General features: G+C 41.9%; 10 protein-coding genes. All 10 read right to left on the bottom strand.

Annotation, left to right across the window (positions count from 1 at the left end):
- Positions 1 to 216 precede the first annotated feature (216 nt).
- A complete protein-coding gene (locus NSB03_RS01165; protein WP_172503962.1) occupies positions 217 to 2,832 on the bottom strand; it encodes a DUF4962 domain-containing protein in 2,616 nt (871 codons plus the stop codon).
- Between the two features lie 14 nt (positions 2,833 to 2,846).
- Positions 2,847 to 3,818: an ROK family protein gene (locus tag NSB03_RS01170; protein WP_024986243.1), complete on the bottom strand. Its 972-nt coding sequence runs from the start codon at positions 3,816 to 3,818 to the stop codon at positions 2,847 to 2,849.
- A gap of 44 nt (positions 3,819 to 3,862) precedes the next feature.
- Positions 3,863 to 5,491: a PHP domain-containing protein gene (locus NSB03_RS01175; RefSeq protein ID WP_024986242.1), complete on the bottom strand. Its 1,629-nt coding sequence runs from the start codon at positions 5,489 to 5,491 to the stop codon at positions 3,863 to 3,865.
- Between the two features lie 24 nt (positions 5,492 to 5,515).
- The gene (locus NSB03_RS01180; protein WP_024986241.1) at positions 5,516 to 7,126 is read right to left on the bottom strand and encodes a sulfatase family protein; all 1,611 of its coding nucleotides are present in this window, start codon (positions 7,124 to 7,126) and stop codon (positions 5,516 to 5,518) included.
- Positions 7,127 to 7,290: 164 nt separating this feature from the next.
- Positions 7,291 to 9,291 (bottom strand): heparin-sulfate lyase HepC, encoded by a 2,001-nt coding sequence (gene hepC / locus NSB03_RS01185; RefSeq protein ID WP_024986240.1) that lies wholly within the window; start codon positions 9,289 to 9,291, stop codon positions 7,291 to 7,293.
- Positions 9,292 to 9,350: 59 nt separating this feature from the next.
- The gene (locus NSB03_RS01190; protein WP_257466154.1) at positions 9,351 to 10,655 is read right to left on the bottom strand and encodes a DUF4995 domain-containing protein; all 1,305 of its coding nucleotides are present in this window, start codon (positions 10,653 to 10,655) and stop codon (positions 9,351 to 9,353) included.
- 214 nt (positions 10,656 to 10,869) lie between these two features.
- Entirely contained in the window at positions 10,870 to 12,546 is a 1,677-nt protein-coding gene (locus NSB03_RS01195; RefSeq protein WP_121766696.1) for a RagB/SusD family nutrient uptake outer membrane protein, read from the bottom strand.
- A gap of 17 nt (positions 12,547 to 12,563) precedes the next feature.
- On the bottom strand, positions 12,564 to 15,710 hold the full coding sequence (locus tag NSB03_RS01200; protein WP_024986239.1) for a SusC/RagA family TonB-linked outer membrane protein: 3,147 nt from the start codon (positions 15,708 to 15,710) through the stop codon (positions 12,564 to 12,566).
- A 24-nt stretch (positions 15,711 to 15,734) separates the two neighbouring features.
- Positions 15,735 to 17,939 (bottom strand): surface glycan-binding family protein, encoded by a 2,205-nt coding sequence (locus NSB03_RS01205; protein WP_024986238.1) that lies wholly within the window; start codon positions 17,937 to 17,939, stop codon positions 15,735 to 15,737.
- Between the two features lie 18 nt (positions 17,940 to 17,957).
- Positions 17,958 to 20,063 (bottom strand): heparin-sulfate lyase HepC, encoded by a 2,106-nt coding sequence (hepC, locus tag NSB03_RS01210; protein WP_024986237.1) that lies wholly within the window; start codon positions 20,061 to 20,063, stop codon positions 17,958 to 17,960.
- Positions 20,064 to 20,303 lie beyond the last annotated feature (240 nt).

Genomic DNA, 20,303 nt, shown 5'->3' on the forward strand with positions numbered 1-20,303 from the left:
GGACGCGACAAGAAGAGCCGGGGTAAGTTGAAATATCAGCTATAAAATTATGACTGAAGAGAATTTAAACAGGCTCTGAGTTATAACATTTAAACGATTATCACTATGTTCTCAGAGACTAAAATTACAGAGATTTATTGTAAAAGAAACTTGAACGATTTTATTTTCTGATTCAAGAGGATACCCTTTTCGGACACCCTCTTGAATACTGTTGGCTTATATCTCAAAATCAGGTAAATAGTCCGTCAGAACTTTGCTGACCTGTTTACCTTCCACTTGGTCAGTGACAATCGTCGCACCTTCCTCTTTACCTGCATCATAATTCAAGGAAACCTTTTCAGCCTTATTGGTGACACTGATAGCGGCCTTTCCTTTATCTGTCAGATTACAAGTGATAACCCAATTGCCTACCTGTACGGTATTGCCTTTGCGAGTCACTTCCATGTCCGGACGGTTGTTCCCGTGAGTGTCCATAACCGTTAAGAAACGGGCGGTTTTGCAAGGAACGGTTGTTGAGGAGAAATGCCAGTGGTTGGGATATTTCAGAGCCTTTCCCTGGGCATTCGTTACATTCTTCCAGTTGGTCGGGGCGCAGAAGAAAGTATCTATGATAGCTTGTTCTGTTTTTGCCGAGCTGAATAAATGAGCCACGGAGGTACCGCCGGCTTTATTTTGTCCGATGACTTTTACTTCATCGGGCAGTTCCTGCATTTCCATCGGAAGTTCTACCGTATGCAGAAGATAACTCCATGTCACAGCTTCTTTTCCTTCCAGTTCATCATAGATAACGTACACTCCGGTAGTTCCCAATTGGATGATGTGGCGGCGGAACATGTCTACTTTGTTTTCGTCCCAACCTTTCTCAGGCGTGTATTGAGTGCCGGACAATTCACCGCGTTTCAGCCATAGGGGGGAAGTCACATCGCCATAAGCGTTGGAAGCATCGCCGACCATGTACGAAATCTTTTCTCCTTCATACCAGCGTGGAATCCATCCGTATCCTTCCGTTCCTATCTTCTGGGTCATTCCGTTGACCAGCATGCTATTATGCGCACGTGTATTACGGTACGAATACATGCAATGGTCGTCTGTGAATCCCGTACGGTGTCCGCTACTGTAGAAAATAGCTTTGCCGCCATAGAAAGTATTGAACGCATTCTGATTGGCAAGTGCATGGGAGGTGGAACCATAAGGGCTGGAACGGAATGACAACATTGCATTCTTGTCTATGTCTCCCAAAGAAGTATGCATCGTTGCAATTCCTGTTTCGTTGAATACCTTTGTCATGGGAAGTTCTGCCAATGAGTGCTCCTCTTTCGGTAAAGATTTTCTTGTCGTACAACGATACCAGGTCAAGTCGCCGGATTTTCCCAAGAATGTTTTCTTCATAATATCCGGTTCTTTCTCCAATATCGTGCGTGCATAAGCGGCTGCCCAAGGGTTGTTGCATTCGCGTGCCAATGCGTCCGCATAACCTACCCGTGTACCGTTCGGTTTCATCTTCGTTTCATGCGAATTGCCTTGTCCGGCAGATTTCGAGAATGGCGGTTGCTGGTAAATAACGTAAAGTGCGTTATTGTTATACCAGGGGTCGGCAAAGAAGTCGAATCCGCTGATACGGGAGTAGAAAGCGGGGACTTCGATCAATGTACGGAGATTGACATGAAAATAAGAATCACCGTTGTGCCATCCGCCGTCGGCATTCAGTCCCGGCAGACGGGATACCCACTCGTTGTAGCAATAGTCCACCCAAGTGGAAGCCATCGGGAGTTCGCCATACGTAGCAAAGGCTGCCATATTCAGAATACGGAATGTCATTTGCCAAACGTGGTTGTCGGCAATACGGTTTTCGAGATGGTTGACGTATTCGTGATAGAACTTCTTGCCGTTGTCACGGATAGTTCTTAAAAGCAACTTCTTCTCTTCCGGTGTCAGCAGATTGTACCATGCGTCATAAGCCGAAGTGCTCATGGACAGGATAGTGGAACGGTTGAAGTCTCCTGCAAAATATTTGCTGTTCTTCCAGGAAAGAATTTCGGAAAGGCGTTTGATACCTTCTTTATAATACACGTCATCTTTAGTCAGCAGATAGGCACGTACCATCGCTTCGATATTCGCTTCTTCACGGTCTACAATCTTCCGGCTCTCACGAATCAGGGCGGAGCGATACTGCACAATATTGGTCAACTTGACAACTTGCGTCGTATCAATCTCTTCTTCCAAATGCTTCAACGGGTGGTTGAGGCATTTGTTTGCCTTCGTGATATACATCTGTGCTTCCGGGTTATTCTTGTTCCGTTCGATGATGTTGTCCCAGTCGTTGGCATCGAGCAGGATGCGGGGATGGGACTTGGGCAATTTAGCCAATACTTCTTGCAATGAAGGCGGATTGAATGTGCGTGTCTGGTCGTCTACATAAAAATGATAAACAGGCGACCATTCTTCCTTTCCGTCTTTATCTACATAAGCGTGTTGCCAATACCATTTCCCTTTTCCGAATAATTTGAAAGGATTGAAAAAGGCCCATTTCCTTTCAGCGGTTATCACTTCCGATTTGAATTCTGGGTCGCATGCGATCCGGATGCGGTAAGTCACTTCCGGTTTGAAATCCTCTTCTTCTACACCGTCAAGTACGGCGCCGAGATGAGGAAACTTGTCCGGCCACATGAAACGTGGCGGATTGATTGCTATATGCTGTCCGTCCAGTGGTGAAGGCGTTTCGCGGACCTCATGCATCAAAGTCTGTTGAGTCAGGCGCATGATTCCTTTTTGCGCATACCCGTTGGCGGATAGCAGAATGGTAAACAAGAACGCCATAATCAGCGTCAACATACCTAAATTCTTTCTCATAATTTAATCAGGTTTGGAGCAGATAATTGAGTAAATACAAGTGACGCAGCTCCAATACTTCCAGCTTTGTTTCCAAGAGCGGCAGCTATGATTTGAGTATTCACAGCACAGTCGGGGATGGCATAACTACGCGCTTTTTCGCTTACTTTCTGAATGTAAAAGTCTCCTGCTTCGGAGAGCCCTCCACCAATCACAATCTTTTGCGGACTGAAGATATTGATAAATCCTGCAATTCCGTGTCCCAAAAAGTCACAGTGTTCTTCCAGTGATATTTTTGCAATCGGATCCCCTTGTTTATAAAGGCGGACAATCAATTCTCCGTTAATCTCTTCATCCGGGTAGGAGATGCCTGCGTCTATTATTCGTTGACTGAAGCGGCGTACCAAAGCAGAAGTGGAAGCATAGTGTTCCAGACAGCCGACAGAACCGCAAGCACACGGTTCGCCATTGGCAATGAGAGGCACGTGTCCCAGCTCCGTTCCCCGGTTGGCATAACCGTTGAACAATTTGCCGTCGATGACTACTGCACCGCCAATACCCGTTCCTACCGTCAAGAAAACAACATGAGTGGCTCCCTGACCGGCTCCGTACATCGTTTCTCCCAGTCCCATCAGATTGGCATCATTTCCCAATAAAGCCGGAAGTCCGGTTTCCGTTTCAATGCGGTCTGCCAAGTGAATGTTTTCCCAGCCGTTGATATTTTCCGCACCTCCTAAAACAATACGGTTCGTACCATCCACAATGCCCGGTGTTCCGATTCCTATACCATCAATTTGGTAGCCTTTTTCCTGTGCAAAGGCTTTCACTTCATTGATAGCACTAACCAACTGTCCGATGACAGCTTCGGCTGATACATCAGCTTTCGACGGCAACTTCCCTTGAAAATGAAATACGCCTTCATTATCAATAAGGGCGTATTTCACAGAAGTTCCGCCAAGGTCAATTCCTATAGCGTATTCTTTTTCCATATCTGCAAAGTAATGCTTGATACTTATTTCTTAATACTTGAAAATCATACTCTTTCTGCCCAGATGGGTGAACTCCAAGCCCATTGTCCGTCACGTTGGCGAACGCGTACATAGCAGTAATCCGTATCGCGTTGAGGCTCTTTGTCTTCCATGTAGTGCTCTACTGTGAAGCAGCTTTCCGGCATTGCACGGTTGAAGAGGATTGCTTCGCTCAACCAGCCTATCATGAAGTGCGAACGTGAGCCTTCGAGCAATTCGCCCAATGTATGCTCAAACTTCTTACCGTTGAACTCTGCGATAATCTTACCGTCTTTCGGCATTTCCACATCAAGGATTACAGCTTGCATGGCCGCAGTCGTCGTATTCGGGTTTTTGCTGCTATACATATCCAGTTCGGTTTCCTTGTCACCGACAGATACGATGCGGTTGACATGTGTGTGGAACTCAGTCTCACCTTCTTGAGGAGAAGTGAAGGCTGCACCGCGGAAACAAGGAGTCACGCTATGGAGCTGTCCTTTGTCTAATGATAATTTGCCTTGCCAATGTACGTATTGCTCTTCACGGTTCCAACCGAAATCTACTTTAACTTTGCAACGTACTGTATCGCCTTCCGGGGCAACCGGAGTCAACGGACCGTTCATGCGAGCCAAAATCTGACCGTTCTTTACAATATCTACATAGTCGATACAGCTTTCGCCCGTTACGTTCAGATAGATGCGACGGCTGTTGCCACGGACTACATCTCCCATAAGAGCGTCATTCAAACGGAAATCGATAAGAATCTTATCACCCGTTGCGGCACATACGTGACGGGTGCGGAGCGCTTCCCAGATAGCGTCACGAGTCAGTGACGGAGCCAAGACACCGATACGTCCGTCGCCATAACTTCCCGGATAACCGGAGTGTTGGTCGGTGGAAGCCATGATACCGAATTTATTACCTAATTCAAGACCATATTGAATGGTTCCTTCCCATTGGCGTGGTCCCATATCATGCAAATAGGGGTAGTCTCCCTGATCGCTTTCTGCCAGACCGTGGCGGGAGTACATTTCTACGAACGGAGTAATATCACCTTCGGTAAAGCATTTCCAGTTGTAACCGCGATAACCGCCCTGGTATCCCATGTGGTGCGGAGTGACGAATACCTTATGTCCTTTAGCCTTTTCTTTCCAGTCTTCGATTGAAGTACATTCTACAAGCGGTGCGTCCAAATCATAATTCAGCGCAACATGATCTCCATGTTCCATACTATGAGCTTCGTATCCTACGAAAGTCAGGAATTCACCTTCCTTGTTATACTCATTTGTCATTTTTACGTACTTCTCATAACCGCCTTCACGCAAACGCTTGAAAGCACCGGTGTGGTAGTCGATTACCCATTTCAGACGAGGGTCGTCCGCGCCGGGAATATCCGGCCACATGGCATGAGGAGTAACACTCACAAAATCCAATTGTCCTTTCGCCGCCTCAAAAGCATCGCGCATGTCGCCGTGTCCGTATGTGATGTTACAGTGGTTATGTAAGTCGCCCCAATACATTTTGAGGTTGCTGGCTGATGGCATGATTTTCTTGGCATCCTTGCTTCCTGGTGCGCAAGAACCGAGCAAGCTGCCCGAAGCTGCCAATCCGAGGAAAGACCATCCTGTGTTTTTTAAAAAACTTCTTCTGTCCATGATATAATTGTTTTTGGTTAATCTTTATCTATTCTTCATCAGTCTTCTGTCACCTTTGAAAAGAACCTTTTCCTTTTCATCAGGGTCTGTATCTTTATACTGTTTTTGAGTTTCCTGAAGCAGTTGCATCAGTTCTTTTTGTTTTTCAGCATATTCCGGTTTGCCGAAGACATTGTTCATTTCTCTTGGGTCAGCTTTCATGTCATACATTTCCCATTCGTCGATGTCGTTATAGAAGTGAATGAGTTTGAAATCTTGTGTACGGATACCGTAGTGGCGTTTTACAGAATGTTCGGCTGGGTATTCGTAGTAATGGTAATAAGCGGCTTTACGCCAGTCGGCGGGAGTTTTGCCTTCGCTTGTCAATATCGGTTTCAGGGAGGCTCCTTGGATATCAGACGGGATTTCCACTCCGGCAAAGTCGAGGAAAGTAGGGGCAAAGTCTACGTTCATGCTGATGGCGTTACTGGTACTTCCTGCTTTAATTGCTTTCGGATAACGGATAATAAGCGGCATGCGTTGACATTCTTCATACATGAAGCGTTTGTCAAACCAGCCATGTTCGCCAAGGAAGAAACCCTGGTCGGAGGTGTAGACAATAATAGTATTGTCCAGTTCGCCGATTTTTTCGAGGTAATTCATCAGGCGACCGATATTTTCATCTACCGCTAATGTGGTAGCCAGATAGTCGCGCATATACTGTTGATATTTCCAACTGATTAATGCTTTGCCCTTCAAGTCGCCTTTGCGATATTCAGCGATGCGCTGTGCATATACGGAATCCCATTTGTCCTGTACTTCGATAGGCATACGCTTATACACGCTGTACAGGCGGTTGATCGTATCTTTCAGCATCTCTTCGCGGGTCAGTAGCTTGAGGTCCCAGTCATTCGTCAGTGTGTGCTCGATAGACATATCTTGTTCACGGGATGCTCTTCCACGACCTTCGTAATCGTCGAACAGATTGGCGGGTTCCGGGAAAGTGGTATTGTTGAAGATGCCGAGATAACGGGGAGCAGGCATCCAGTTGCGGTGCGGTGCTTTCTGATGATACATCATACAGAACGGTTTATTTTTATCGCGGCCTTCAAGGAACTTGATAGCTTTGTCAGTGATAATATCCGTTGCATATCCCTTTTCTACGATATGCTTGCCGTCTTCCCAAAAGTCGGGGTCGTAGTAGTCGCCTTGTTCGTGCTGACCGCTGAGGATGCTCCAATGGTCGAAACCTTGCGGTTCGCTGATAAGATGCCATTTACCAATCATTGCGGTTTGGTATCCGGCTTGTTGGAGAAGTTTGGGGAATGTCTGCTGGTCACCGTTGAATGTACTTGCGTTATCGGTAAAACCGTTTTCGTGGCTGAATTTGCCGGTGAGGATACAAGCACGTGAAGGGCCGGAGAGGGCGTTGACTGCATAACAGTTGTCGAAACGGATACCTTCGTTGGCAATCCGGTCCATGTTAGGAGTCTGGATTAAGTTTCCACCATAGCAGGACATGGCTTGGGTGGTATGGTCGTCCGTCATCATAAAGATGATGTTCGGGCGTTTAGTTTCTTCTTTCTTCTGATTGCCGCAGGAAGCAAGGCTTAATGCAGCCAATGGAAGGAGTAGGGTAGAGGGATAGTTTCTCATAATAAAGAGTCTTTTTGAGGAGAATGTGATACTAATAAACGAATAATAGCCGGATATGACTGTCATTCAGGGGGGATGCGTAGTGACGAAAAATCTCCTCTCTTTATAACGTAGAGAGGAGATTCTTCGCTACGCTCTGATGGACATCGGTCAATGTCTTTTTATCAGAGTTTATATTTTAGTGACTGTTTCTTTCCATTTACTTTCACTTCTACTTCCAATCCGTTTTCATCGAACGCTTTGTTCTTGAATTTAGCGGCAAATTTAGGGGCATCTGCGCTTTTCTTAACAGGATAGATGACAGTGATATAACGTACAGCTTCTTCTCCGTCTTTTCTTACGTTGAATGATACGTTCATACGTTTGTAACGTTTGCGATAAGCTGTTGAACACCATCCGGGTTCTTTCTTCATCGACATACCGTCGGGACCGAAACATTGCAGTTTCATGTTGCTTCCATCCTCAAACTGAGTAAGGAATGTCATGTCTTCGCGGCTGTTGGCGATTTCGCCTTTCGGCATTTGGTAATGAAGATTGATAGAACCTTTGGCACTGCCTGCCATTTCGTCCACAATTACAAAATAAGTATTATCCACGAAGAATACGGAACGACGGTGTTTCAAGTTTTTGTAACCCGGGTTTTCGGTAACCAAAGTCTGGATGGCACCTTCCGGCTGCCACAGTTTGGTAACCGATTCTGTAGTATCCAAGTTCTTGTTGTTCAGCGTTACTGTGTTGTGTACACAAGTCTGACGGTGCCAGTTGCGTTGTTCCATCACTTCGCCTTCACCTGCATATACATACGAACCGGAATCCGGGAACAAGTTCTTGCCGTTGAACCAAAGTTCGAATGTACCGTTGTCCGGCTGACAGTGCCAGAATGCTTTCGGACCAGCTTTTACTACCATCTGAGTAGCATCCGTTCCCCAAGAATTGCGGAACACGAAGAAACCTGATTTCAAGAATCCTTTAGACATATAATCCGGCAATGCACCTTCTTTGCCTTCTGTTGCAAAGTACTTGATAGCCTGGTTTTTCGGGAACAGTTTGCTCCAAGCTTTGTAGTTCTTCACCATTTCTTTCTTAGTTGTCAACTTGGCGTCGCTGAAACATGGGTTTGTGTAATCCGGGAAAGAAATGTTGGCGTAGAACATAATCATACTTTCGATAGTATCCAGATAATCTTGTGGGAATTCCTTGCGGAATCCGTTTACATCTGCAATTCCTAATGCTTTGCAGAAAATGTTGATAGCAGCAAGGTGATAGTGAGGGTCGAGTTCAAACTGACCGCCGTCTTCATATACCTGTACGTGAATTTCGCGGTTCAGGATATCGATACCACTCTTTCTCCAAGCCGGAGCATCTTTGAACTCAGGGAAGAAAGCACCTGCATAAATCATGCGCTGAGCTTCAAATAACAGGTGATTACCCTTGTCGGAGTAGTTACCTAAGATATGTACGGCATGTTTGTGGTAGTTCACCAGGAATTCAGTCAGGAAGTCCGGAGTGAAAGAAGGAGAAGGCAGGAACAACTGGAACTGTGAAGTCTGGTCTTGCAGACGGTTGCTCACTTCCAGTGGACGCCATGCGAAACGTACGTTTTCTATTTCGCCTTTGATTTTTCCATCACTTACCAGCTCATATTCTTTTTTGTCCATCTTTACCAACGGATTTTTTTTAATCCAGTCGATATACTGATGTGCCCATTCTTTGGCATATTTCTCGTCACCGGATACACGGTAAGCCTTACCCATCGGAGTAAACCATTTGTGACGGTGAAGTTGCCAGCGAAGTTCGTTATCCTTTACCGGCCAGTATTGCCAGTTGATGTCTTCTCCGTAATTGTAAGAAGGCTGATAACCTTTGTGAACGAAGAAAGTGTGCTTCAATGCGTCATCTGCCCACTGTTGTTCTTCTTTGCCGATAGTAACCTTTTTCAGGTTAATATCCGGAGTTTTTACGTTGGTGCGTGCACGATAGTAGTCGAGTAATGCTTTTGCGGCATCTTCGTCCTTACCTTCCTGGTGCAAGGCTTTTACTTTTTCCAATCCCGGGTAGTCCAGATTAAGAAGAGAAAAGACTTCGCTTTTCAATTCCTGGGCACTAGCTTTACCTGCAAAACAAGCAATAGCCAGCAAAAGGATATACTTTAAAATTTTATTCATGATATAATTTACGATTTTACGATTTACAATTTACGATTGAGAACACTCTCACTTTTGTATTATTGGATCACTCTCAACTCTCCATTCTCAACTCTCAACTTCTTCAAGTCCATGAATCTCTTCAATGCTTCCAAATAGTAGTAGTCAGCATAGTTCAGTGGAGTGTCGATTTCAGAACCGTTAGGCAGTGAACCTACAGAGTGCATCAGAATGTATCCTTGGTTGTCGCCAACTTTTGCAAGATATGCATCGCTTGATAAACTTTTCAGAATCTTTTCCGCATAATCCAGATATTTTTGTCCGTCAGGAACCATGGTGCTTAGTTCGATCATGGCAGAAGCGGTAACAGAAGCGGCAGAAGCGTCACGTGGAGTTTCTTCCGTCACAGGCGCATCATAATCCCAGTAGGGGATAGTATCGTCTGTTTTAACGCGATCCATAATCATATCAGCCACTTTGATAGCGAAGTTCAGGAAAGTACTGTCGTTTGTTTCACGGTAGCAAGCTGTGTAGCCATATACAGCCCATGCTTGACCACGTGCCCATGAAGAATCGTCATTCTTGCCTTGGTGAGTTTGTTTGCGTTCAACAGTTCCATCGTTGTTGTAGCTTACTACATGCCAGCAAGTATAATCCGGACGGAAGTGATTGTTCATGGTAGTCATAGCATGCTTGATAGCAATGTCTTTGTATTTATGGTCACCTGTCGCTTTGGCTACATTAAACAGCAGATCGAGGTTCATCATATTGTCGATGATTACCGGGAAGTTCCATGTTCCGAAATCCCATGAACGGATAGCACCGATAGAATCGTTGAAACGTCCGCAAAGATTATCGGCAGTTTCTCTCATCACAGCTGCGATAGTATCATTGGGAGCAAGACGCTCTGCATTACCGTAGCTGCAATTAACCATGAATCCCAAGTCGTGTGTACCTTTATAATAGCGTACCGGATTCAGCAGATTTGTATATTGGATGGCTTCCGCTTTCAGTGTATCGTTTCCTGTCAGTTCGTATGCGTACCACAAAGAACCGGGGAAGAAACCGCTTGTCCAGTCATAAACGCCACAAAGACGGCGTTTGCCTAGTTGATCGGCAGTCGGTTGTGCGCGGAGTGAATCTTTGAATGTTGATGAATCTCTTTCCAACTGGCGGCAAAGGAAATCCATATCATAACCTGTGCGGATGGAGCGTGGCAACATTCCCGTACCACTAACCTCTTCTGCGGAAAGTTGTAATTGGGCAGAAGCTACATCCAGTCCTTTTTTTATCCAACTGTAGTCTTCCTTTGGGGTTGTCTGGCACGATGCGAGTGCGATACTAACCGAAGCAAAGAGAACAAGTTTCTTTTTCATGTTATTCATTTTAAGTGATTGTTTTTAGAAGTTTTGTAACTGATACAAAAGTAGTGGAAAGGCTTAACTTTGTGTTGCAGGATTGTCCAAAAGGAGTTTGAACTCTGCTTTTCAAGTTTTGATTTTGTTGAAAAAGGTTTTAATATTCTCCAATACGCCTTGGTTAGGGGCATATTGGAGAGGATTAAAACTTTTTCTATAGATTATAAGAATGTTTTTGTGATTATTTCCAGCCTGGATTTTGTTCGAATTTCGGGCACAAGTCTATGTCACGTTGTGGGATAGGAAATAATTCGTGTTTCCCTTTTTCTGTGTAATTATAGACTACATAGTTGAACTTAGCATTATCTGTTTGCCACCAATTAGCTAATTCCTTACGTGTATTTTGAATAGTTTCATAATAAATTCCCCAACGAATTAAGTCTAAACGTCGGTGTCCTTCGAATGCAAGTTCATATGCCCGTTCTTTTTGAACAGCTTTGCGGAATCCTTCTTCGTCTAATCCTTGAGGTAGATCACAAGAGACTGTATTGTTAGGATTTCCGAATCCACGGCGGCGTACTGCGTTGATTGCGGCATATGCCTCGCTATTTGGACCGTGCTTCCATTCGTTCAGAGCTTCTGCATACAAAAGGAGCACATCGGCATAGCGCAAAACATACCAATTGACATTTGACTTATCATTGTTGATGAGCAATCCATTCTCTACATATTTCTCAATGTCCCATTTGGCCGGGGTATAGTTCTGCTTCTCTTTTTGAGCTTTTGTTGGATCAGCGTCTTTTTCTTGTGCTGTTTCAGGTGTATCATTTTTACCAGATGCCCATAAAATATATTCGTCATTGTATCTATAGTTAGCTACCGACAAATTGCAACGAAGATCATTGGAGTGTTCACGCCATTCTTTTACAAAGGTATGCACTACTTTAAGGTTACCTGCACAGCTACCGCGTTTACCGGCAATTGCTGTTGTTTTCACTCCATTCCATTTTCCAATACGGCTTACAGGATCGCTATTGCCTGAAACGGTTGGTGAATAGAAAGAAACTTCTATCAAACTTTCTGTTGGATTCCAAATGCCATTGCATGTGTTTTTCCACAATTGTTCGTAATTGGGTAACAGTCCATGTTTGCCGGAATTAACCAGAATACTTGCGGTTTTGGCAGCCTGCTCCCATTTGGATGTGTCATTTATCGGATAGCCTGCCCAAGTAGCGTATACCTTTGCCAAAAGTCCTAGTGCTGCACCTTTTGAAAAACGGTATTCGTTACTTGCTCGATACGTGTCATCGCTAGCATACGGAAGTACATCACTGGCAAACAACAAATCCTCTTCGATAAATTCATACACTTTTTCGGGAGCTGCTTGTGTGTAAGTAGCGGGGGCTTGGTTAGATTCTGTTGTAGTACGCATCAAAACAATATTGCCAAAACGACGAACTAGTTCAAAGTAGTACATAGCTCTTAATGCTCTGGCTTCTGCAATATAGATAGTAGCCCGTTGTTTATCAGTGTTGTTGTATGTATTGATTTTTCTAGAAATCTGTTCCAAAAAATCGTTAGCTCTGTAAATTCCTTTATAAAGAGCTGCCCACGTTTGTTGTATTTCTGACTGAGTGGTAGGAAAAGCATTGGTAGGGATGATGCGCCAGTTTTCTGTCGTCGAACCTTCCACTTGTGCAATATCCGTTCCCATTATGAACAAAATAGATAGGTGATAGGCATACATTGCATCTTCCACATTGGTCCTGTATACACCTAACAATACATTCTCGGCTTCGCTTGCGTTATTCAGATAGTTTCTCTTTTCAATCTCTGTACTGGTTTCTTCTTCCAGTGAACAGGAGCAAGGTAGCACGCACATAGCTAATGCCACTATAAAGTATGTTATTTTTCTCATTGTTTTCGTCTTATGAATTAAAATTGAAGATCAATACCAAATGTAAATACTCTACTCTTAGGATAAGCTCCCCAGTCCAAGCCAGGAGTCATTGGGTTGTTGCTTGCACTGTTTACTTCGGGGTCGTATCCACTGTATTTTGTAACGCAGAACAGGTTCTGTGCTGTTCCGTAAATGCGTAGCTTGGATGCATGGAACTTACGTACCCATTTGTGAGGAAGTGTATACCCTAATGTTAAGTTTTTTAAACGAAGGAATGAACCATCTTCAACAAAACGAGAGTAGACATCATTAGTGATATATCCATTATATGCAGGAACTTTATTTGATGCATTAGTCGGGCTCCAACGGTCTGCAACCTCTGCAAGCATATTTCTACGTCCACTTCTTGATTGTGTAGCATAGATACGCGTTGCGTTGTAGATGTTGTTACCATAGTTGAACTGGAACATAAATCCAAAGTCTATTCCTTTAAAATTAAGAGTGTTAGTGATACCTCCATACCATTTAGGCATCGCGTTTCCAATCACTGTACGGTCATTGGTGGTAATTACACCATCGCCATCTTGGTCTTTGTATTTTACGACTCCAGGTTGTAAAGTACCGTTGTATCTGGCATTGTTTGTTACACCTTCTTTCAGTACTAATTGCCCACTTGGTGTTCTGTTGAAATCAGAGCTTTGATAAATACCATCGAATTCGTATCCATAAATCAATCCGAGTGATTGCCCTACAGTAGCGATGTAGTCATAAGCTGTGAAGTTGCTGTCAAAACCGGAACGTGCATACATTGATTCTACTCCGGAAGCCAACCCTTTCAATGTGTTTTTGATGAACGAAATATTAAAGTTGGTCTGCCAAGTGAAATCTTTAGTCTGAATATTAGTGCTGTTTAAGCTCAACTCAATCCCTTTGTTTTGAATCTTGCCAATATTTTGCATTTGTGAGCCAAATCCGGTGACGTGTGCCAGCGATTGCTCTAACAATAAGTCTTTAGTATTTTTCACGAAAAAGTCAGCAATTACATTCAGTCGGTTGTCAAATAAACCTAAATCAATACCGAAGTTGGTTGTTGTAGAACCTTCCCATTTCAAGTTGGAGTTTTTTAATTGTTTAGGAGTCAGTACGGTTACTGTATTATTTCCTACTCCATATTTGTTTGATGAATACAAGTCCATTGAAAGATAATTGGAAATGCGGTCATTTCCTACCGTACCCCATCCTAAACGCACTTTTAAATTGGAAATCCAGCGCACATCTTTCATGAATGCCTCTTCCGATACACGCCACGCTGCAGAGAATGAAGGGAAATATCCCCACTTGTTTTTATTGGAAAATACAGTAGATCCATCGGCACGTATAGTGGCTGTTAACAAATAGCGATTGTCGTAATTATAATTACCACGTGCAAAAAATGACAACAACATCTTGTCACTGTAGTTACTTTCTACTTTACTAGGAGTTGCTCCAAGTCCTAAATTATTGTTACCTAAGTTGTCGAATGGGAAATCCATTGCTTCTCCTAATAAATATTCCGTACTTCTATAAGCAACTTCATGACCTAGCATCACATCATATTGGTGTTTTTTGATTTTTTGCTTCCAAGTCAAATTATTATAATTTGTCCAGCGAACATCACGTCCCATTTGTGTGCGTCCATAAGGACTTTCACCGTTACGATATGCCTCTTTTGAACCATTCTTATAGAAAACATCAGTGCGATTGTTGGTCGTATTATATGTACCGGCAGTTTTGAAAGTCAGTCCTTTAATAATTTGCCAAGTTAATGAAGCATTGCCCGACCATAGTTCCGAACGTTTGTCGTTAGTCACAGATTCTGCCTGTTTTACAGGATTCACTTGTGCAAGGCTTTCACCTGTTTCTAACATTTCGGGGTCAATTGCGGCATCAAGAAATTCTTCAATTGTCATTTTCCAACCTGGTGTTGGACGCGCACTTAATATTTGTGCCAACATGTTGAAACGTCCGGCATCGGCAGAAGTACCTGAACCTTTACGGTTGGTTTGTGCATAATTGATTGTAGCGTCCAATGTGATATTCTTGGTTATCTTTTGATTGAAACGAACTTTGGCTGTTGTTTTGTCGAAACCGCTATTTTTGAAGATACCGTTTTCAATGTAGCGAGAGAATGAGGCTGTATATTTGGTGTCGTTGTTACCACCAGTGACGGAAAAGTTATGATCTTGCGACCAAGTTGAGTTGAATGTTTGATCTTGCCAATCAACCCCTTTATCACCAATATAGTCATTCAATGATTGGTAACGATACGGATTACCTTCTTCATCCATTCCTTCTTTATAATAAGTACCTAAGTATTGTTCGTTTACTTCACCTTGCAATTTGACAAATTCGTATGGAGACAATACATCCAGTTTTTTAGAGATATTACGGTAACTTGCCGAACCGTTGTATGAAACAATTGGTCGGCCCACTTTCCCTGATTTAGTGCTAATCAACACTACACCGTTAGCTGCACGTGCACCATAGATAGCAGAAGAGGAAGCGTCTTTTAGAATTTCCATAGATTCAATATCGGAGTTGGCGATGTGGTCGATACTCTCTACCTCAAAACCGTCTACGATATAAAGTGGGGAAGAGTCGCCAGTAAGTGTACCGACCCCACGGATATTGATGCTGAATCCGGCACCAGGAGTACCATCTGTAGAGGTAATTTGTACACCGGCAACCTGACCTCCCAATGCTCCGGCAATAGAGCTGGATTGGAATCCTTCAATATCTTTCATCGAAACTGATGATACAGAACCGGTCAGGTCACTACGTTTCATTGCACCATATCCCACAACCACTACTTCTTCAAGCGATTGATTATCCGGAACCATTTTTATATTTATAGAGGATTGTCCCGTATATTTGATTTCTTGGGTTTTATAACCGATATAAGAAATCGCAAGTGTATTTCCTTTTTTCGTTTTGAGCGTAAAATTACCATCAATGTCAGTGATGGCTCCTGTGGAAGTTCCTTTCACTTGAATAGTTGCTCCAATAAGCGGTGTGTCGGTTTCATCCAACACTACTCCTTTTACGGAAGCCTCTTGAGCATAGAGCCCAATTACTAGTATCAAGGCTAAGAGGGTGAACCACCCTCTTTTACCGATTGACTTGATTGAATATATATATTGCATAACTTTTAATTTAAAATGTTTTCATTAGAACTTTGTGTCAAGCCAGATAACTAACGGGAAAATCTGTGAACCTGAATTAATGCTGGCAACATTGCCATTAGTGACAAATGTCATTTGCGCAATAAAACATCCGTTAGCCCAGCCATCGTGTTCCCATTGATTTGCATTGACTACAACAGAAAGTCTATTAGAACTATTGTCTGTATTGTCTACGTAGGCTAATGTGTTATTTGTTAAATCATTTTTTATGGTTCCCTTCGTGTCACTGTAATAAGATATAGGGAATTTTGTACTATAATCAGCTTCGCACTTATCCCAAAGATACTGTAAGAAAGTATTAGAAGTTATCACTCCACTTCCATGTGCAACTCCATCAGATGTTGCTCCATTGATGTTGTAATAGTTGAATGTTCTTCGATAATCTAAATAAATTTTGGATAAATCATCCGTTCCTGTTACTACAGGTACAACAGAACGCGTTTGTTTACGTGGATTTGCTTGTAGTACAAAAGGAGTATATTCAATAGTCACACCAGAAACTACAGAAGAATAACGGAAAAAAATAGGTGTCTTAACTGTGACTGCTGTTGGACCGTTTCCGGCTGTTGCTTCAATCAAGGCAATACCACAATTACCTGCTTTATAATCTTTAGATGCAGTAGTGATAACACCTTCATCATTAATTTTTATATTACCTGATTGATGTAAACTTGTAATTTCCCATTTAACAGAGACTCCTGGTTTGAGGTCTGTTTCTGGAGTAAGCTTCAAAGCTGTTAATTCTTCTCCTGATGCTACTCTAAACTGATTAGCATAATTCTCAACAGGAGTAAGTCCCAAATTGTTTCCATAACGGATATAAGTGAAGTAATTTGGGTTTTCTTCAACTGTCAGAACCAAAGTAGCAATTTCTTCATTTTTTGTATTAGAAGCTTTTACTTGGATGCTATACGTACCCGGTTTGATGGTGTTGCCTTGTACTGCAGAAATTATACCGTCTCTCTCTCCGATGTTAATTTGTTCTTTCAATTCTTCCGGCAAATTTACAAATTCATACCACACCTCATCACCTATGAAGTTGGCTGCTTTTTCTACGCTAAATGCGATTGCCTGTGTCGCTTTAGTAGCAGAATATGTGAAGTTGGCTACAGGATTGATATATTCTACTGTGCTAAGTGTAAAGCATTCTTCAAATTCTACACCTTCTGGAGCGAACTTATTCGCAACTTTCACATTGACCACATAATTTTCTCCAGCTGCAAACTGATGCCCCGTTGCAACAGTCAACACACCGGTTGTTGCATCGATCTGAATCTTTTCTGTTGCTGGTGTTATTTTGCTGATGCTATATTGGATTTCTTCCAAGGAACCCACAAACTCCGGAACTGAACTAGTGAACGTTGTTTGTCCGCTTTGTGCTGTCTCTTCTTCTATTTTTCCTTCATTAGGCGTATAGACAAGTGATAGAGGTTTGGATGTGATATTTACTTGGATTGCATTTTCAAAAATTCCTTCTTCTTCCTCTTCGTCTACTGCCGCCGTTATCAATCGAAGTGAAATGGTATATACACCAGGTTTAATGGCTGTGTTTCCTTTTACAATGGAGAATTCACCACTATTGGATATTGTGAAATATTTGTTAGGCTGATCTATAGCTACATTATTATACATAACAGAGGCTATTTTATAGCCAGTAATAGATATATGATTGCCGTCAGTTTTAACATGTGCTGTTGGTAATTGTAGTGCGTCATCATTGTTGATGATATTTTCATAGTCAGTTTCTAACCAGTTCGGCTCTACTATTATACCATCAGGAACAGGTTTCATCATATTCACTTCAATGACATCTGCATAATCATAGCGTTTGCCATCGGAATAGCAAGAAACAGATATTTTGAAAAGTCCTACAGGAGTATCTTTTGCACTAGTAAGGGTGATAGCACCTGTATTGCTGTCAATTTCAAAAATCTCCGTTGTATTATATTGTTCTCCGTTAAGTGTCACGTTGGTGATAACAAAATCGTAAGGAGTGCTACCTTTATACGTAGGACTTGCAATTGTTCCACTCATAGAAGGCCCAATGTCGGTCAAACCTGTATAGTAGAGTGTAAATCGAGTAGTGTCTGTCGTTTCAGAATCCGAACAGGCAACGCCGAGAACTGCCAACAAACAAATGGTGGCGAATCTCCATGCAAATGAATTAATTTGCTTAAATTTAGATTTCATGTTCTAAAAGGTTATTAATTATAAGGTATATGATAAAGAATATTCTATTCCGTTGATGACCACTTTTATTGCGGCTCCGTTTTCGCTGTATCCGTTATCTGTAAACTGAGCAGAGAGGCTGTTTACGTCATTATTAGGATAAATGACAGTTATATAACGAGCAGTTTCATCAGCTGCCTTTGTCATATCAATAGTATATGATTGTCTTTCTTTGTATTCTCCCTTTACTTCGTATGAAATACGTCCTGTAAAAGGAGAACAAGTAATTTCTTTGTTAGCAAATGTACGGACTAAGATGTTGTTATTATCTTTGAAAGCAGTATGGACTCCATTCTCCTGAGTATCCATGACAACTTCGGTATTGCTTCCTTCACAAAGGTTAAAGCTTAGGTTGATGGTTCCTTCTGCTGTGCCTATACCTTCATCCACTAAAACAATCAAGTCTTTATCTTTTATATAAAATACGGCACGACGATGTTTCAGATTGTTATATCCTTGGTTCTCAAATACTATTAGTTCAGTATTGCCTTTTTCTGATTTTAGTAATTTACCATCTGCTTTTGTGATATTCTTTTTGTTTAACGATAAAGTATTGTGCTTATCAATACCACGGAACCAATTGCGTAAACTATTATCTCCACCAGTTGTATAATAAGTACATACTCCTGAATCTGGGAAGAAGTTGCGTCCATTTCTATATAATTCAAATGTTCCATTATCTGCTTGATTATGAGTCCAACTACTAAGAACTGCAGAAAGATCATTACTCTTATTATTGCTAAATATCATAACTGTGGAAGCGGGTGTCCATCCATTACGTAATACATAATATCCGGCTTGATCGAATAGTTTCATGTCATTATTTGGGGTCTTTCCTTGTGGCGTGTTTCCATTAACGGCAGTTGCCATATATTTTAATTCTTCGCTATCTGAAAACATTTCAACATAATTTTTAAAATTATTATTGATTATGCTACGTGTTCGTGACCAAGAATCATTAAACATCGGAACAATGTTATCTGAACCTTTTTGGAAATAGTTTGGATACGTGAAGTACATTAATACTTCTGTCGCTTTGCGAAGTGGTTCAATGAAATCAGCAGGGAGCTTTTCCGATAAGTGATTGGCATCTGCTACTCTCATTATCTCGTAGAAATTATTGACGGTACTTATATGGTAACATAGTGACATCTCTTTGTGCCATCCATCATTCAAGAATTGACTTTTCACTTCTTGAGCAAGTGTTTGATAACCTGTATTTATCCACACTTCGGCATTTTTCAACTCAGGCATTAATGTTCCGGCTGTAGCCAATGCTTTAGCTTGGGTAACCAAGATATTTCCTCCTTCTGTATATGGATAATCAACCAGGAAATCTGCTTGTTCGGCAAAAGAGACAATGAAAGTGGATAACCATTCAGGAGTAAAGTTGTTAGAATGTTTAAAATATTCAAATAGTTCGACCTGATCATTGAGGCGGCTTGCTACTTGTAATTGCCACCAAGATGTTGTGTTTGTTCCCGTTTCCGGTTTAGGATTCTGTAAAATCCAATCTGTATAGGTTGCAATCCATGATTCAATATATTTTTCATCACCGCTTGCTCGATAAGCTTTACCTTGTGGGATGAACCATTGATGGCGATGCAATTGTTTCTGGTATTCATCTGATGCACCTTCCGGTGAATACTCCCAATTGATTTTATCATCTTTCTTTATAGAATAAGGCTTTAAGGCGTTAGCGTCTTCAAAAAAATTATTCACGTGAAAACGGTAATCTTCCAATGCGTAATCTGCTTTGGCTTGGTCTGCATCTGTTATTGTTACATTCACAAGAGATAATCCAGGATTTGTCACATTAGTTCTTGTTCTATAATATTCCAGTAGTGCGTGAGCTGCATAATAATGCTCGCCTGCTTCGTAGAAAGATTTAACCTTTTCCAATCCGGGGTAATCGAGATTGATAATATCAAAGAGTTTAGGTTCGACGACATCATTAGGCTTATTTTCCGGGAGTATTTCTACACCAGAACTAATTTCACCAGATAATAAATCATCATCGTCGTCCACACATCCTGTAAAAGTGATGGCTGTGAACACGCAAGTAACAAAGAAGATGTTCTTCATGCTTTTATTAGGTTTTAATTATTAAAAGTTATATTTTACTGTTTGCAAATGTAATCTGTTTATTCCTATTCATTAAGCTGTCTTGTTCAAGCTTTGTTCAAAAATGATTTTTTTGATATTAAATTTGTTGAATCATATATCATTTCTGTCTAAGAAAACTGTTATATATCTGATATCAGGCTTTTTATATATCATAATGTAATCTAATCCAATTGTATTTGTAGCGTTGGTTTTGTACAT

The sequence above is a fragment of the Bacteroides acidifaciens genome, from assembly GCF_024623065.1.
Lineage (GTDB): Bacteria > Bacteroidota > Bacteroidia > Bacteroidales > Bacteroidaceae > Bacteroides > Bacteroides acidifaciens.

Excerpts from the sequence above, each read along its gene's own strand:
- NSB03_RS01195 (WP_121766696.1), bottom strand. The coding sequence starts at position 12,546 with ATGAGAAAAATAACATACTTTATAGTGGCATTAGCTATGTGCGTGCTA.
- hepC (WP_024986240.1), bottom strand. The coding sequence starts at position 9,291 with ATGAATAAAATTTTAAAGTATATCCTTTTGCTGGCTATTGCTTGTTTT.
- hepC (WP_024986237.1), bottom strand. The coding sequence starts at position 20,063 with ATGAAGAACATCTTCTTTGTTACTTGCGTGTTCACAGCCATCACTTTT.
- NSB03_RS01190 (WP_257466154.1), bottom strand. The coding sequence starts at position 10,655 with ATGAATAACATGAAAAAGAAACTTGTTCTCTTTGCTTCGGTTAGTATC.
- NSB03_RS01200 (WP_024986239.1), bottom strand. The coding sequence starts at position 15,710 with ATGCAATATATATATTCAATCAAGTCAATCGGTAAAAGAGGGTGGTTC.
- NSB03_RS01205 (WP_024986238.1), bottom strand. The coding sequence starts at position 17,939 with ATGAAATCTAAATTTAAGCAAATTAATTCATTTGCATGGAGATTCGCC.
- NSB03_RS01175 (WP_024986242.1), bottom strand. The coding sequence starts at position 5,491 with ATGGACAGAAGAAGTTTTTTAAAAAACACAGGATGGTCTTTCCTCGGA.
- NSB03_RS01170 (WP_024986243.1), bottom strand. The coding sequence starts at position 3,818 with ATGGAAAAAGAATACGCTATAGGAATTGACCTTGGCGGAACTTCTGTG.
- NSB03_RS01180 (WP_024986241.1), bottom strand. The coding sequence starts at position 7,126 with ATGAGAAACTATCCCTCTACCCTACTCCTTCCATTGGCTGCATTAAGC.
- NSB03_RS01165 (WP_172503962.1), bottom strand. The coding sequence starts at position 2,832 with ATGTTGACGCTGATTATGGCGTTCTTGTTTACCATTCTGCTATCCGCC.